General features: G+C 57.8%; 12 protein-coding genes. 4 read left to right on the plus strand and 8 right to left on the minus strand.

The features are described from left to right. Positions 1 to 7: 7 nt before the first annotated feature. From ACQRCA_RS05540 to ACQRCA_RS05550, 3 genes are all read right to left on the minus strand, one after another. Complete coding sequence (locus ACQRCA_RS05540; protein WP_427719366.1) at positions 8 to 1,312, minus strand: chloride channel protein; 1,305 nt, start codon at positions 1,310 to 1,312, stop codon at positions 8 to 10. 123 nt (positions 1,313 to 1,435) lie between these two features. Next, positions 1,436 to 1,969 carry a TIGR00730 family Rossman fold protein gene (locus tag ACQRCA_RS05545; RefSeq protein WP_427719368.1) on the minus strand — a complete coding sequence of 178 codons (534 nt, stop codon included), beginning with the start codon at positions 1,967 to 1,969 and terminating at the stop codon, positions 1,436 to 1,438. Between the two features lie 36 nt (positions 1,970 to 2,005). Then, on the minus strand, positions 2,006 to 2,431 hold the full coding sequence (locus tag ACQRCA_RS05550) for a potassium channel family protein (protein WP_427719370.1): 426 nt from the start codon (positions 2,429 to 2,431) through the stop codon (positions 2,006 to 2,008). Positions 2,432 to 2,686: 255 nt separating this feature from the next. On the opposite strand from ACQRCA_RS05550, the gene ACQRCA_RS05555 reads away from it, so the two are divergent. Continuing rightward, positions 2,687 to 3,166, plus strand: coding sequence for a pyridoxamine 5'-phosphate oxidase family protein (locus tag ACQRCA_RS05555; protein WP_427719371.1), 480 nt, complete (start codon positions 2,687 to 2,689; stop codon positions 3,164 to 3,166). A gap of 96 nt (positions 3,167 to 3,262) precedes the next feature. Here the strand turns inward: ACQRCA_RS05555 and ACQRCA_RS05560 are convergent, their stop codons facing one another. Beyond that, on the minus strand, positions 3,263 to 4,474 hold the full coding sequence (locus ACQRCA_RS05560; protein ID WP_427719372.1) for a MalY/PatB family protein: 1,212 nt from the start codon (positions 4,472 to 4,474) through the stop codon (positions 3,263 to 3,265). 112 nt (positions 4,475 to 4,586) lie between these two features. Then, positions 4,587 to 5,324 carry a tRNA (N6-threonylcarbamoyladenosine(37)-N6)-methyltransferase TrmO gene (gene tsaA / locus ACQRCA_RS05565; protein WP_229770708.1) on the minus strand — a complete coding sequence of 246 codons (738 nt, stop codon included), beginning with the start codon at positions 5,322 to 5,324 and terminating at the stop codon, positions 4,587 to 4,589. 141 nt (positions 5,325 to 5,465) lie between these two features. Between tsaA and ACQRCA_RS05570 the strand changes: the two genes are divergently transcribed. Both ACQRCA_RS05570 and ACQRCA_RS05575 read left to right on the plus strand, forming a co-directional pair. Beyond that, on the plus strand, positions 5,466 to 6,293 hold the full coding sequence (locus ACQRCA_RS05570) for a TipAS antibiotic-recognition domain-containing protein (protein WP_154516952.1): 828 nt from the start codon (positions 5,466 to 5,468) through the stop codon (positions 6,291 to 6,293). Positions 6,294 to 6,344: 51 nt separating this feature from the next. Then, on the plus strand, positions 6,345 to 6,590 hold the full coding sequence (locus tag ACQRCA_RS05575; protein WP_427719374.1) for a glutaredoxin family protein: 246 nt from the start codon (positions 6,345 to 6,347) through the stop codon (positions 6,588 to 6,590). A 258-nt stretch (positions 6,591 to 6,848) separates the two neighbouring features. Here the strand turns inward: ACQRCA_RS05575 and ACQRCA_RS05580 are convergent, their stop codons facing one another. Both ACQRCA_RS05580 and ACQRCA_RS05585 read right to left on the minus strand, forming a co-directional pair. Beyond that, the gene (locus tag ACQRCA_RS05580) at positions 6,849 to 8,840 is read right to left on the minus strand and encodes an InlB B-repeat-containing protein (RefSeq protein WP_427719376.1); all 1,992 of its coding nucleotides are present in this window, start codon (positions 8,838 to 8,840) and stop codon (positions 6,849 to 6,851) included. 250 nt (positions 8,841 to 9,090) lie between these two features. After that, complete coding sequence (locus ACQRCA_RS05585) at positions 9,091 to 10,044, minus strand: tRNA dihydrouridine synthase (protein WP_427719377.1); 954 nt, start codon at positions 10,042 to 10,044, stop codon at positions 9,091 to 9,093. 350 nt (positions 10,045 to 10,394) lie between these two features. On the opposite strand from ACQRCA_RS05585, the gene ACQRCA_RS05590 reads away from it, so the two are divergent. Next, positions 10,395 to 11,075, plus strand: a complete 681-nt coding sequence (locus ACQRCA_RS05590; protein WP_427719379.1) for a hypothetical protein — start codon at positions 10,395 to 10,397, stop codon at positions 11,073 to 11,075. Positions 11,076 to 11,494: 419 nt separating this feature from the next. Here ACQRCA_RS05590 and ACQRCA_RS05595 read toward each other — a convergent pair whose 3' ends face one another. Continuing rightward, positions 11,495 to 14,749 carry an ATP-binding cassette domain-containing protein gene (locus ACQRCA_RS05595; RefSeq protein ID WP_427719380.1) on the minus strand — a complete coding sequence of 1,085 codons (3,255 nt, stop codon included), beginning with the start codon at positions 14,747 to 14,749 and terminating at the stop codon, positions 11,495 to 11,497. Positions 14,750 to 14,954: the final 205 nt, after the last annotated feature.

Consider the following 14,954-nt stretch of genomic DNA (forward strand, 5'->3'; position numbering starts at 1 on the left):
CAATATGCTACTTGCGCAGCGGCTTGGGCAGCGGAATGCCGGCGGCGATGGCTGCGGCGATGATCATGCAGACGATGCCCTTGAGCGGGAAGCACATGAGCAGCAGGCCCACGACCATAACGGGTTGGCGCATGACGGCGCCCATCGTCGATGCCGTGCAGACGGCGACGCAAAAGACCGGATCGGCGCCGGTGAGGATGGCAAGGCCATAGCCCAGGCTTACGCCCGAGAAGATAACCGGGAAGAAGTGACCGCCACGCCAGCCCATATTGATGAGGGCAGGGGTCAGCATGGCCTTGACAAGACCGGTCGCGATAAGCATGCCGGCGGGAATGGTCAGATAGGTTTCCATGAGCACATCGGCTTGCGTCTCGCCGGCAAACATGGTGTAGGGCAGGAGCGTGCCACAGATGGCGAGCGCCAGGCCGGCCAGCATGGCCTTGACGACAGGACGCTCCCCTATTGCATGGGACAGCGCCTCGCTTGCATGCTCGGAGACAAAGTACAGCCAACCGCAAACGGTGCCGAGCAACGCCAGCGGAATGAGCCAGGCAAGCTCCAGGTTGCCCACCTCGGCGGACTCGAACCTGGGCATGCCCATGCCGCCGCCCATGAGCTGGCCAAGCAACAGGTAAGTGCCCAGACCGCCGGCAATCGCAATGCCATAGACCACGGTCTTTTGCGCCTTGGGCAGCTTGATGGTGATCTCGTCGGACGCGGACTCATCGTCGGCATCTTCGCCCTGGCCGTCGGCGCCACCGGCGAGCGGCGCCACAAAGCCAAAGACAGGCGCGGTAAAGAGCGCCGTCAGGGCAGCCTGGGTACCTAGCAGCGTGAGCTCCCTAAACTCGGCGCCAAAGCGACGCATGCGGTCGCCGACCCAGCTGCACAGGCCCGCGATAACGCCGGTCAGGCCGGCCTCCGGTCCAATACTTCCGCCAAACAGCAGCGGCAGCAATGCCGCAAGCGAAAGCTTGCCCAGATTGTCGTACGGGTAGCGCCCATCTTGCTTGACCTTAGCCATCACCTGATTGAGGTTATCGGTCTTGGTGTCTGTCATCTTTTCGTACAGACCGATTAACAGGCCGCCCAGCAGGCAGACAAAAAACGGGTACGGCAGAAAGCCAAACGGGCCGCTGGCGAGCTCGGGCGAAGCGACGCCCAGTGCATGCGGAATCTCGGTCCATAGATAGTCGATGCCGTGCTCCATCACAAAAAAGAACAGCCAGACCGCGGCACCTGCGAACGCACCGGTCACGGCAACGCTAACTAAAAACAGCGCGCGGTTTGTGGGTTTAGCGAGCTTATCCATCGGGTCCTCCCGCGGTCAAAGTCGACATAGATACGTTTTATTGTAGAGCGAGTGTGGCCCAGACAAGCCAACCGTCTGCGCTGCAAACGGAGCCACCGGGGACCAGCGGGACAGGCTCAAGGCTTATCCGTTGATAATTGATGCGATTTCGTACAGATCCTCGGCAAAGTAAATGCCTTGCTGGCGCCGTGGGCTTGATAAACCCTTATCAATCATGTGTCCGAGCAGCGCCTTGAGGTCGTTGTAGTAACCGTCCAGGTTATACAGGATGCACGGAGCACTCAGGTGCCCCAACGACACCGCGGACATAACCTCGGCAATCTCCTCGAGCGTGCCCGTCCCACCGGGAAAGGCAATGAACGCATCGCCGAGCTCGATCATCTTTGCCTTACGCTCCGCCATATCGCTCGTCACGATGAGGTCGTCGATACCGTCATGTTGAAACTCGGCCTCGATAAAAAAGCTCGGCTCCACACCCGTCACGTGCCCGCCGGCATTAAGCACGCTATCGGCGAGCGCGCCCATCAGGCCCGATTTGGATCCGCCGTACACGAGCGCGTGCCCGTTGGCGCCAATCCAGTTGCCCAGCTCCTGCACCGCAGGCAGAAACGCCGGGTCATTGCCGATACTGGCACCCAGATACACGGTGATATTCAAATTCAGTCCCCCTCATCGTGACGCGCGGCGCCCGTTTTAGCGCTGGCGCCGGCGATATTCGCGCACGCGGCGCGACAGATCGGCGAGCTCGTCACGATCGAGCTCTTCCAAATGCTCAAGATCATCCATAAAGCGCGCCATAGTGTCCTTTTGATGCATCTTGATGAGCATATTGCAGTAGCTCACCGCCACGCCCGTGAGCATGGCAATGTAAAAAATGCTGATAACGCTCAGGATGACCGTGATGACACGGGCGACCGGCGTTTCGGCCGGAATGTCGCCAAAGCCGATCGTCGATACGGTCTCAAAGCTAAACCAAAGGCCATCGCCAACCGTAAGAGTTGTTGGCTCAGAGAGCCAAACAGCCATTGAACACAGAAGATAAAAGACGAGAAAAAGGCCCGTGATGCGCACGAAACCGGCTTGACGCAACACATCGGCCAGCGTCCTCAGCTTTTTCATCGAGACCCCCTTTTTCAGGACAAGCAATCGCTTTTGGTCGGTATTGTCCCACGCCTCCCCCGCAAACGGAACCAGCCATCGAGAATGCCCCTAGACGACGAGTTGTGAGGGACAATCCTTCCACAACAAAAAAGTGCGTTTCAATCTGCGACAAATAGGATGTTCCCGTCGGCCTCGCAGCCTGAACTAGTATCTTGATATAGACATACCACCCACCGCCGTGCACGCAACACGCGGAAAGAAAGGAAACCCACGATGTTTAGACCTCTTCGTAGAAAGAAGCGTGCTATCACCGATCAAGAGGCACGAGAGCTGCTTGTTAATTGCAAACGCGGCATTTTTGCCGTCAACGGAGACGACGGCTATCCTTACGCCATTCCCGTTAACTACTACTTTGACCCCGAGCACGACAAAATTTACTTTCATGGAGCCAAGGCGGGGCATAAGGTCGATGCACTCAAACGCAGCGACAAAGTCTGCTTTACCGTCTATGGCAACGATTGGTACAAAGACGACGACTGGGCACCCTATGTTCAAAGCACCGTGGTTTTTGGCCGTTGCCGCCTCGTGAACGATGACCCGGCGTTTGTCGAAGACAAAGTCCGACAGTTTGCCCTCAAGTACTATCCTTCTGTCGAAGAGGTCGAAGAGGAGATCAAGCAAAGTATCAGGGGCGTCCAGCTGTATGAAATTACGGTTGAACACCTTTGCGGCAAGCAAATTCAAGAAAAGTAGCAAACGTGGAGAACGCGCTCGCAACCCTCTGCGCCCTATGCGCCCACGCACGTTGACGACACGGGCGCAAGCCGCAGTACCCGAATCGTGCGACCCCTATACCCCAAAAACGTAACGGTCTAGGCGGTCGCACGCTTCCCTTACGCGCGAAAGCGGCAGCGCCAGATTCACGCGAATGTGGCAGGGGCCATGGAACGGACGTCCATCCTGATACCCCACGCCCACGCGTGCCCCCTCGTCGAGCAACCACTGAATATCGCGGCCATGCTCGCGGCACCACTCGGTGAAGTCCAGAAACACCATGTACGTGCCCTGCGGACGCGAATAGGACACGCCCTCAAAATGCTCGTCCACGTAATCGCAGAAGTACTCGATATTGTCGGCAAGCACCTGGTTGAGTTCGTCCACCCACTCGTACCCCTGCGGTTGGTAGGCACCGATAAGCGCATGCATCGAAAGGACATTCATCTCGTTGTAATGGGTCTTGTTAGACACAGCGCACATGCGGTCGCGCAGTGTCTCGTTGTAGACAATGTGGTAGCTGCCGACCAGACCCGCCAGGTTAAACGTCTTGCTCGGCGCATAGAGGGCAACCGTGCGCATGCGGGCATCCTCGCTCACCGACTGCGTCGGGATGTGCTTGTGTCCCGGCAGAATGATATCGGACCAAATCTCGTCCGAGATCACCACGCAATCGTGCTCGCGATAAATGTCCATGGCGCGCTCGATCTCGTCGCGCTCCCATACGCGGCCGCAGGGATTGTGCGGCGAGCAGAACACTGCGGCATGGATGTGGTTTTGGGCGAGTTTGCGCTCCATGTCCTCAAAGTCCATGCGCCACACGCTCTGGTCGTCGAGCTGAAGCGGGCTGTGGACAATGCGATAGCCCGCGGCCTCGATGGACTTGGTGAAGCCGATGTAGGTGGGGCTGTGGACCAACACCGCATCGCCCGGCTGGACATACGCGCGCAGCGTCGACACGACACCGCCCAGCACGCCGTTTTCGTAGCCGATATGCTCAGGCGCCAGGCCCTCGACGCCATTACGGCGGCTCTGCCATTCGATGATGCGGTCGAAGTACTCGGAACGCGGATTGAAGTAACCAAACATGGGGTGCTGGGCGCGCTGAATGATGTGCTCCTGGACTGTAGGCACCGTGGCGAAGTTCATGTCCGCCACCCACATGGGAATGCGGTCGAAGCCCTCGTCGGGTGCGTTCGGAGCCATACCGGGGATCTCACCCCAAGAGTCAACGGCGATGGAGTCCATGCCGTGGCGGTCGATGATTGAAGTGAAGTCGTATTTCATGCTGAGCCCCCGTGCAGAGCGGAATGATTCGGTAGGCGTTATTGTCCACCAGCGTAGGCGATTTTGGCATGGGGTTTGGCGCTTAATTTGACGGGTGCGGACGAATGGCTGGCTAGTCTCGCGCGTCGTTGATTGCGGTTACCGTCAACCTGGCCCCGTCAACCGTAAACGATATGTCGAGTCCGGCGTAAGCCAAGTGGTAAACGCGGTTTGGCTCGTGTTTGCTGCCCGCGCGGCGCGGATCTTGGCGAAGAACCTCGACCAGGCCGGGGAGCTTTGCGGGCGGGACCATGTCTTGAAGCGCTTGCGGGAACTCAACATCGAGCTCTTGCCACGGTGCACCCTCAATCCAGCCGCCGGTCGCATCCGGGTGGCAGTCCGCAAACGGGATGTAGGGCTTAATGTCGTAGATGGGCGTGCCGTCACGCAGGTCGGCCCCCAGTACATGGATGATGGGGCCGTCGTCGGTGCGCTCAACGCGGCTGAGCTTGACGCAGGTAAGACCGATGGGATTGGGGCGAAACGGACTCCGCGTGGCAAACACGCCCACGCGTTCGGCTCCGCCCAGACGCGGCGGGCGCACAGTCTTCGACCACTTGACGTTGGTGCCGGACCTGTCCTGCGTCTTGGCATCGGCAGCTATATCCTTAGCCGTGCCGCCGGGCGTTCCGTTTTCGAAGCGCCACAGCAGCCATAGGTGAGAGAAGGAGTCCAGACCCTCAACTGCTGCGTTGGAGGCAAATTCCGGCTCAAAGACGATGCGTCCCTGCAGGTGGGGCGCCAAAAAGCTGTTGCGCGGAATGCCGAACTTCTGCGGCAGGTCGGTATGTATGTGTGCGATAGGTTCCATGCCGGTCATTGTACGGCATGGAGGTGTGGGGTGCGGCGCGCAATTCTTCGCCGCGGTCTCCCTTCGTGCAACCAACGGTTGCTTGGAAGGGCGCCGGCCGCCGCGTATGCTTAAGCCATCAACCAGCAGAAAGGAGTCGCTATGGCCTTTGCAGAAAAGCTCATTGCCATTCGCCGCGCCCATCACCTTACCCAAGAGCAGCTCGCCGCCAAGCTCTTCGTCACACGCCAAGCCGTCAGCCGTTGGGAACGCGGCGAAGTCACCCCGGGCATCGACATGATGAAGCTCATTGCCGCCGTAACCGGAGAACCGCTGTCCCACCTGCTCGAAATGCCCGAGCACTATTGCCAGAGCTGCGGCATGATACTCACACCCGACGACTGCGGCACCGATGCTGTGGGCGCCACAACCGACCATTACTGCAAGTGGTGCTACGACCACGGCAAGTACACCTACGACACCACCATGGAGGCGATGATCGAGGATTGTGCCCCGCGGCTGGCGCAAAACACCGGCATGTCGCTCGACGAAGCCGTCTCGCTCATGGGCGCCGTCCTGCCGCAACTGGAGCGCTGGCGCTCCGTGCAGGAAAACGAGGAGCGCTACGGTGCCGAGGCGCGGGCGCGCTATGGCGACGAGGCGATCGACGCAGCAAACGAAGCACTGCTGGACATGGACCCCGAGACATGGAACGACATGAAGGAACTTGAACGCGCTATTCTGGGTCAGCTTTCGATTGCCATGGGCGACGGCGATGCGGATGGAAGCGAGGCCCGCAAACTTGTCGCGATGCACCGTCGATGGATTGGCCTTAACTGGGGGCACAAGCCCCAAGACGAAGCATACCTGGGCCTCGCCCACGGCTATCTTGCTGACCAGCGCTTTATCGACTACTACGACAAGCCCTGCGGCACCGGAGCCACCGCGTTTCTGGTACAGGCCATCGAGTCGTCGTCAGCTCATGCATAGACCGCGGCGGCTTTGGGTATTTCAATCAAAACCTCAACCGATTGGAGACCTATGGCTACTAATCATGAGCTCACGCTGTACGTTATGACTGGCTGCCCGTATTGCATGAAGGTCAAGCGCTTTTTGGCGGATAACAGCGTGACCGTTCCCGAGCGCAATATCTCGACCGATACCGAAGCCGAGCAGACGCTCATCGCCGTCGGCGGAAAACGCCAGGTTCCCTGTCTGTTCATCGACGGCAAACCACTCTACGAATCGAGCGACATCATCGCATGGGTACAGGAGAACCTGCTCTAGCACGCACATTGCAACCGGTCCACCCCAACCCATACGGCACAAACATGTACACCAGCATCCAAAGTCGACACTTTTCGACATCTTTGGATGCTGGTGTACAGCTTTTTTGCATGAGCCCGGCACAGGTGATCCGTTTTTCTCCGCCCTGAGGGGTCAAACGAAAAGGCGTGGGTGGCTCGCTCTAGCCACCCACGCCCTAAATTGAACAAATGCGCTTAGCGATGTAGCCCACCGTCAGCGTGACCTGCCAACCATCAACTACCTATTGGAATTGGCCCTGCGACGAATCGCCTCGCCAAAGCCGAGCACCGCAGTGCCAACACCGGCGAGGGCGGCAGTCATCACGGCGCTGCTTTTATCACCGGTCGAAGGGAGTGACTTGGTGCTCTTGGTCTTCTTGGCACTCTCCGTCTTGGATTTATCAATCGGCTGAACGGGCTTCTTCGTCCACTTACCGTAGAGCGTCATCGAACCCATCAGCGAATCGCCGTCGTTCCACAGGACCGTGCAGCCCTCGTCGGTATACCAACCATCGAACGTCCAACCATCGACAGCCTTCTGCTCCTTGGCGGCATACGCAGAACCAACCTCAAGGCCCTTATCGGCATCGGGCAACTTTGCCTTCTCGGGGGCTTCGCCGACATACTGGTAATCGACGCTCACCAGGCCATGGGCAGCCTTGAATGCAACAGGGGCTTCTTTTGCCTCGTAAGTACCAGGTTGAGCAGCCTCTACATATTTGTCCTCGCCATGGGCGGACCAGCGAGAGTCCTTCCCGTCAACGTACCAGCCGTCGATCGTGTGATCGCAGTCATCAAGGATCCAGTCAGCGCCAACATTGCCAAACTCAGTGACGCCAGCACCGGTGCTGTAGATGTCATCGCCGGCGTTCGCGGCGTGGTTGTTGTAGATAACAACCGACGGATCGAGCTTCATAGTGCCCACGTTATAGACGCCGCCACCCATGTCGGCGCCAATGCCGTCCTTGTTGCAGGCGCCAGTGCCGTTATTGGTAATGGTCGCGGAGCCGATGATCAGGTTGCAGGCCTTTTGAGCAGTGTAGATACCGGAACCAGCGTTGTTCGTAACGGTGACGTTCGCGCCCTTCTCAATCACGCTTGCGTATTTGCCGTTGCCCTGGAAGAAAATGCCGCCGTTGGTATTCGCGGCGAATCCCTTTGTACCGTTTCCCTCGACGTCAACCAGGCAAGAAGAATCAACGTTAAGCACGCGAGTCCAGATGCCACTATATCCGTTGTTGTTCGCGTGGAGCTTCGAACCGTTGCTCATATCGATGCGCCAGGCGGAAATACCCCAGGCGCCGCTGTTCTCGAACGTAACGTCAGAGCCGTTCTTGATAGTGTAGTACGTGCCGTTCGAGCCGTTGCCCTTGCTGTTAAGAACCTTGACCGTCGACGAATCGATAGTGGCATAGAACGTGCCCGTAAAGCCGGAGCGGTTGCGGTCGGAGATATAGGTGGAACCACCTTCAATATTCACGTTGTAGCCACCGTCACCACCATCCCACTCAAGAGCGTCCTGCTTGTAGTTCGCAATGGTTAGGTTGGAGCCATTCTTCAGGTTAAGCTTGTTGTTGCTGCCGAAATAAATGGCATGCGTGTTGTCAGCGGTTCCCGCACCGTCCATGGTGAGCGTAGCGCCGTCGAGCGTAAGGGAAGCGCCCTTGCTTGCGCTCACAGACATCCAATTCCACTCGGCATACGGAGTGGAGCCAACGCCGGCCATGCTTGCATTGACGTTCTTGAGCACAAGCGCGTGGCCCCAAAGGGCAATGCCCTTGGTGAACTTCAGCGCGTGGCCATCGCCGTCGATGGTGAGGTCCTCTTTCAATTCAAGGCCCGAAGTCTCGGCATCGGCAAGGAGCTTGATGATCGCGCCGTGAGTTCCCTTGGCGTCATCAAGCGCTTCATCAAAGGTCTCGTACTGGTGCCCGTTAAACTCTGCGACAGAAGCACCGTTCCTTGCGCCCGCAGAAGCACTTGCGGCAACAGGAGCCGAGGAGGGAGTGGTCGCAGCAGATTCGACAGAAGAGGCGACAGGCGTGCCAGATTCGTTCGCAGACGCGGCATCGACTTGGGGCTTGGCAACCGTGCTCACCGAAGACGCTTCAACGGCAGGCTCGGAAACAGAAGCAAAACCGTCATCCGCAAAAGCCTGAGGCGCAAGAAAGCAGAGGGATGTCATAAGCCCTGCTGTTACCGCAAGAACGGCATGGGAGCGTTTTTTCATGGAATGCTTTTCCTTTCGTATCGAGCCCGGCAGAATGCCGGCACAACTATCTTACATCGCTATTCTTATGGCATAAGCAAAATACGCTTTAGGTTTATAGCTCAAGTGTTATCACATTGTAATAATTTTAAATAGTCATAGCATCATCACATTTTGGCAAGTTTCTTGCACAACTTTTGGTGCCAGTCCCAAGCCTCTGGGAGTTGGCACCAACAAGACGATTTGCTTCCCTCGTCCCCCTACAGATCAGTTATCCGTGGAAACGAGCGGTAGGCGCAAGTGGCTGCTCGCGAAAGACGCGATCGACGGCGGCGCGGTATTCGTCGACCTTTTTAGTCTTGCGTACGAGCTTGTGAACGGTAGCAGGATCGGCGAAGGCGCATTTAGCGTAGAACCACCACTCCTTCATGCGAAAGACCGCGTTGCCGCCAATCTCTTCTGCATATGCCGCAAACAGCGTGTCGTGGAAGCGCTGCAGTTCGGCTGCCGTGGCAGCAGGGCCGCCCTTGACCATGCGAGCCAGCGCGGGGTTCGCAAGCAAGCCACGCCCCAGCATCACATGGCGTGTACCGGGATAGGCCTCCACCAGCGCCTCCATGTCCTCAAGATCAAAAATATCGCCGTTGTAGGCGACCGGGAACGGCGCACGTTCCAGCGTCTCGCCATAAAACTCTTTGCGCGGCGAGCCCGTATAGCGATCCTTCTGTACGCGCGGATGCACGATCAACTCTGCCAGCGGCATGCGACAGTACAGGTCGAGCACGCGCTCGTATTCGTCGTCGCTCTCCAGCCCCAGCCTGGTTTTTACCGACACCGGCAAGGGCGATCGCTCGCACACATCAAGCAAGAACACCTCGAGCCCATCGAGGTTGCGCAAGAAGCCCGATCCTTTACCCTTGGCAACAACCGTACCCGAGGGGCAGCCAAGGTTGAGATTAACCTCGCGGTAGCCCATGTCGGCGAGCACGCGCGCCGCCCACACAAACTCATCCGCGTTCTTGGACACCAGCTGAGGCACCACGTTAAGCCCTTGGTTGTTAGCCGGATCGATTTCCTTAAACGCCTTGCCGCCAAAGCGGTTGCCCACCCGCGGCGGCGGCAAAAACGGCGTGTAATAGCAGTCGAGCGCACCGAAGCACTCCGCATGCACGCGACGGAACACATGCCCGGTAATCCCCTCCATGGGGGCCAACGATAGAATCATCAACATCTACTCTCAAATCAATGCGGCAAAGGAACCGCCCCTTTGTCACATGCATTATGCCTTGTCCCCGTGGCGGCCCACAAGGCGGAGACGGCTACTTGATGTCAACCAGCCCTCCGACCATCCCTGTGCAACGAAGGTGAATGGCGCCCACAAACAGCAAGCAGGGCCGCCCCACAGCAGCTCCCTCACTCGCCACTTTTTCCTTGTCCAAAAGAGGGCGTTCGCGATCAATCGATCACCAAAAGCAAGCTGTTGACCGCCATGTCTGAACAACAGACACCCTCCACTCATCTATACTCAAGAGCGTGTGCGCATCGCCCCCGAAAAACGATGAGAGTCGAGGCCCCATGCAGCAGCTCACCGAACAAGAAAAGAAACGCATCCAGCGGTACTGCACGTACCCCAAGATCGCAACGACCGCACTCGTCATGTCGTTCGTAGCATGCCTGTTGATGTTGCCGCTCCAAATGATCAACGATATCGCGTTCCACCAAAAGGAATTCCAACCCGCGGGCATATATACCGCCATTGCACTCACCGCAATCGAACTCGTCATCTTTTGCTATTGCGCTCTTGCGCCGCGCTTTGGAATGCAGGGCAAACAGTGGAAGGAGCTGCAGAGCAGACTTGCGGTAGCCCAAATCAACAAAGACCGCTCCGCGGATGTCGCCGGCGTGCTCGCCGCGCAAGATGCCTTGGAACCCGTGTGCAAACGCGTCGCGGCAGACGACCCATACGAGTCGTATCACGACTACGGCTACCGCATTATCGGCTATCTGCGTGATAATGACCTCGGCGCTCAAGCAGCCTATGTCTACCTTTCTTTCGATGCAGATGGCATGCTCACGGACGTCGATTACACCAGTCAGATCGACCCCGAGGCAAGCCTTGCATACAACCTCGCCTGCAGCGAGCAGGATATCGCGACACTATGCGCCCCCCGGTCAACGGGTTGGACATTTCCGTTGCCACACCGGGCCTCCTCACGCCATGCAGCCTGTCGGATAAATTTAAACAGGCATTTTTAGCCGGATCCCTATATGAAGAAATCAGCATCAAGACGGAGGACGAATCTATCAAGTCGTACTACACCTTTGACACCGAGCCCAAAGAAGAGTTCGACAAGTACACCCATCCGGAAATTAGCCTCATGCTCTCCGCAAAGGAGGACTAGCAACTTACGCTCTAATTGACGCTCGCAAACGCCGTCTATATCTCAAGGTCTAATACTTTTCCCGAGAAGTGAACGGCTGTATTTGGACCCCCGAAGCATCGACATTTTTAGACGCCAAACCCGCAGGATTTGGCTGGCAAAACCGCAGGAAATTGCATCTCAAAAGTGTCGATGCTTCGGGGGTCCATTTTGACTCGTTCACTTCTCGGGAAAAGTATTAGACCTCGATTTACATGTCACTCAATGTGACAAAGGGACAGTCCCTTTGTCACATTATTCGGAGCGCAGGGCTTCCACGGGGTCTTTTTTGGATGCGCTGCGGGCCGGCAGCAGGCCGGCAACGACCGTCAGCAGCACCGAAATTGCAATGAGCGCCAGCGCATCCTGCACGGGCAGGCTCATCAGATTGGGTACCTGTTTGGCAGCAAGCGCCCAGGCATTAACCGGAAAACTCACGGCCACCACAACGACAATGGCAAAGACACCGGCGATGAGGCCCTCGATAAAGGTCTCGGCGTTGAACACGTTTGCCACGTTGCGCTTCGACGCGCCGATCGCGCGCAGGATGCCAATCTCCTTTTTGCGCTCCAGCACGCTGATGTAGGTGATGATGCCGATCATGATGGAGCTCACGACCAGGCTGATGCTCACGAACGCGATGAGCACCAAGCTGATGGTATTCACGATATCAGTCACCGAGCCCATGATGATGCCCATGTAGTCGGTGTACGAGATTGCCTGCTCGTCGTGGCCGGCGGCTTTGACCTGCTTGTTGTACGCATCGATATGGTCGAGTACGCGCTCCTTGGCCTCAAAGTCGCGCGGGAAAATCTTGACCGAGATGGGATCCACTTCATCCGCGTAGCCCAACGTGGTCAGATTGTTGTCGTAGGTGAGCTTCGACGCCTTGGCATAGCTCATCATGAGCGAGCTCAGGTCCTCGGCGTCCATGTTGAAGTGGATGGCACGAGCAAAGGCGCTCGCATCCACGCGCATGGCGCTCGCCAGGTTGGCAAAACTCGAAGACATCTGCGTCACCATCTGGTCCATGAGCCCTGCCGCGCCGGCCTTGAGCTGGGTCGACACGGTCGTTGCCACCTGCTCGCTGATCGCCTTCATCACCTGATCCATAGCCTGCTGCAGATACGGAGCCAACTGATTTTGGACATAGTCGGTCATCGCCTGTTGCAGGCGCTCGGCCAGGGCATCGCCGCCGAGCGCCTTGAGCTGTGCCAGGCACTGCTGCGCCACAACATCGTTCTCGAGATACGCCGAGAATGCGGCAGCAAGCTTTGACGCGTCTTTGAGATCTTCGGGTGACAGCGCCCTAAACTGATCAGACTGTAAAAAGCCCTCAAATAGTTGGTTGGCAAGCGTTCCCACCTGTTGCATTTGCTCGGGCGTGAGCTCCAGACCGTCAAAGATGCCCGAGAAATCGGGGGTCGGCGCTTTGGCCATGATGTCGCTTAAGTCGATGTCTTTGCCAACGCCCGAAAGATCAATATCCAGGCCCGACAAATCGATGCCCGAAAGATCCATGCCACCGGCAGCACCCGAGAGTGCAGACGCATCGAACGAGAACGCGCTCTTGAGCGCCGCCTCGTCCACGCTGAACATACTGCCCAGATCCACGCCTTGCTTGGCCTCGCCTTGCAGTTCGTCGAAAGTTTTGCCCGTAAAGACATCCGTCTCGGGGTGGGCAAGTTGCTCTTGCACGATCTGCGAATTGGCGGCGCGCTCCATAAGCTGGCGAGTCAACGCATGCGTATAGGCAATGCCCGGAGATAACGCGCTCGCATTGGCCGTCTCGTTAGGTCGCACCACGCCCACAATGTGCACGTCAATACCGTCGGCAACCTTGGCCGTCATAAAGTCGGCGTCGCCAGACATGTCAGTCCACATGCCGGTCTCTTCGTTTTTGCGATAAGCATCGGCCGGCGACAACACCTTAAACGTCGTGGACAGCGCATCGTCGTAAGTAAAGTCGGCGCCGCTCTCAGGCGTCTCAATCTTACCGTCGGCGGCCATGGCACTGTTCACCAGGTCGTTGAGCTCATCGATATCCAGCGCACCGATGCTGTAAAGCGTATAGTCGCCCACCGTTCCACGGCTCGAAAGCACCATTACGGCTTCGTGAGCAGACGTAGGCCAATGGCCGGCGACGACATCGTACTGGCTGTCGAGCAGACTCTGATCGTCGATCATCTCGTTAAAGACCGAGGTTCCCATGGAGTCCATGCTCACCGTTGCCGCCGAGCTCGCACCACCGCTCATGGCCTCGGTCATAGCGTTGGGCACCAGCCGGACAGGCTTCTCATCGCCCTTGCCGGCACGATAGACAACCGGCGTCACGCCGTAACCGTACTGGATGGCGTTGACCTCTTTGTCGATACCGTCGCCGCCGCCGTCAAGCCATGCCTTAAAGCTCGTCATATCGTTGGACTTAACACTTGCGAACATATCCTTTACGGCCGTGACCACGGGAATCTTTTTGGTTCCCTGAGCCTTGCCGTCGGTGCCGTCGTCGGACGAACCCTCGTTCTTGGACGTATCGTCATCCGTGGCCCCCTGTTCGCCCATCATGGACGACAGGTCGTAATCCTGCTTGGAAATGGTAAACGGGTAGCTCGAAAGCGTATCCTCCTCGACCTTTTTGATGTAGCCGTTTACGCCATTGGACAGCGCCAAAATCGCCGCGATGCCAATAATGCCAATCGAGCCCGCAAAGGCCGTCATGGCCGTACGGCCCTTCTTGGTCATAAGGTTTCGGGCAGAAAGCCCCAGCGCCGTCACAAAGCTCATCGAGGTTTTGCGCGTAGGCTTGGCCTCGCGGCGCGTGGCGTCAGCGACATCGAAAGGATCAGAATCGTCGGTAATCTTGCCGTCCGCCAGGTTGACGATGCGCGTGGCGTACTCGTACGCCAGATCGGGATTATGCGTGACCATGATAACCAGACGGTCGCGCGCGACGTCCTTGAGCAAGTCCATGACCTGCACGGACGTTGTGGAATCCAAGGCGCCGGTCGGCTCGTCTGCCAGCACAATCTCGGGATCATTAATCAGGGCGCGGGCGATGGCCACGCGCTGCATCTGTCCACCCGAAAGCTGACTCGGGCGCTTGTTCACGTGCTCGCCCAGACCAACGGCCTCGAGCGCCTTGCGCGCACGCTGGCGGCGCTCGGCGTGCCCCACGCCCGTGAGCGCAAGCGCCAGCTCCACGTTTTCCAAAATGGTCTGATGTGGAATGAGGTTATAGCTTTGGAACACAAAGCCGATGCGGTTGTTGCGATAGGCATCCCAATCGCGATCGTGAAAGTCCTTGGTCGAAATACCGTCGATCAGCAGGTCACCCGAGTCAAAGTGGTCGAGTCCGCCGATAACGTTGAGCATCGTGGTCTTACCCGAACCCGAGGGCCCCAGAATGGCCACGAACTCGTTATCCCGAAAAGACAGGCTCACGCTGTCGAGCGCCACCTGCGTAAACGACTGCGTAACGTACCTTTTGCAAATTCCTTTGAGCTCCAGCATGGACGGCAACCTCTCCTGCGCAGGCACCTTGCCCGCTCTCCCCCGCCGTTCGTATTCGACGCGTTTGTCCTACTCTATCCCCATTTTTTACCGGCGCAAGTGAGGAATGTAACGAAGCGCGCCAAAAAACGAGCAGGACGGCACATCGCGTGACGTACCATCCCGCGCATACCGCCGATAATGTGACAAAGGGACTGTCACTTTG

Origin of the sequence: Collinsella sp. SGI.095 (assembly GCF_050314535.1) — a bacterium.
Taxonomy (GTDB): Bacteria; Actinomycetota; Coriobacteriia; order Coriobacteriales; family Coriobacteriaceae; genus Collinsella.

Bases quoted from the DNA above. Each gene is read 5' to 3' on its own strand.
- ACQRCA_RS05550 (WP_427719370.1), bottom strand. From the start codon at position 2,431: ATGAAAAAGCTGAGGACGCTGGCCGATGTGTTGCGTCAAGCCGGTTTC.
- ACQRCA_RS05575 (WP_427719374.1), top strand. From the start codon at position 6,345: ATGGCTACTAATCATGAGCTCACGCTGTACGTTATGACTGGCTGCCCG.
- tsaA (WP_229770708.1), bottom strand. From the start codon at position 5,324: ATGGAACCTATCGCACACATACATACCGACCTGCCGCAGAAGTTCGGC.
- ACQRCA_RS05585 (WP_427719377.1), bottom strand. From the start codon at position 10,044: ATGATTCTATCGTTGGCCCCCATGGAGGGGATTACCGGGCATGTGTTC.
- ACQRCA_RS05570 (WP_154516952.1), top strand. From the start codon at position 5,466: ATGGCCTTTGCAGAAAAGCTCATTGCCATTCGCCGCGCCCATCACCTT.
- ACQRCA_RS05555 (WP_427719371.1), top strand. From the start codon at position 2,687: ATGTTTAGACCTCTTCGTAGAAAGAAGCGTGCTATCACCGATCAAGAG.
- ACQRCA_RS05595 (WP_427719380.1), bottom strand. From the start codon at position 14,749: ATGCTGGAGCTCAAAGGAATTTGCAAAAGGTACGTTACGCAGTCGTTT.
- ACQRCA_RS05580 (WP_427719376.1), bottom strand. From the start codon at position 8,840: ATGAAAAAACGCTCCCATGCCGTTCTTGCGGTAACAGCAGGGCTTATG.
- ACQRCA_RS05540 (WP_427719366.1), bottom strand. From the start codon at position 1,312: ATGGATAAGCTCGCTAAACCCACAAACCGCGCGCTGTTTTTAGTTAGC.
- ACQRCA_RS05590 (WP_427719379.1), top strand. From the start codon at position 10,395: ATGCAGCAGCTCACCGAACAAGAAAAGAAACGCATCCAGCGGTACTGC.
- ACQRCA_RS05560 (WP_427719372.1), bottom strand. From the start codon at position 4,474: ATGAAATACGACTTCACTTCAATCATCGACCGCCACGGCATGGACTCC.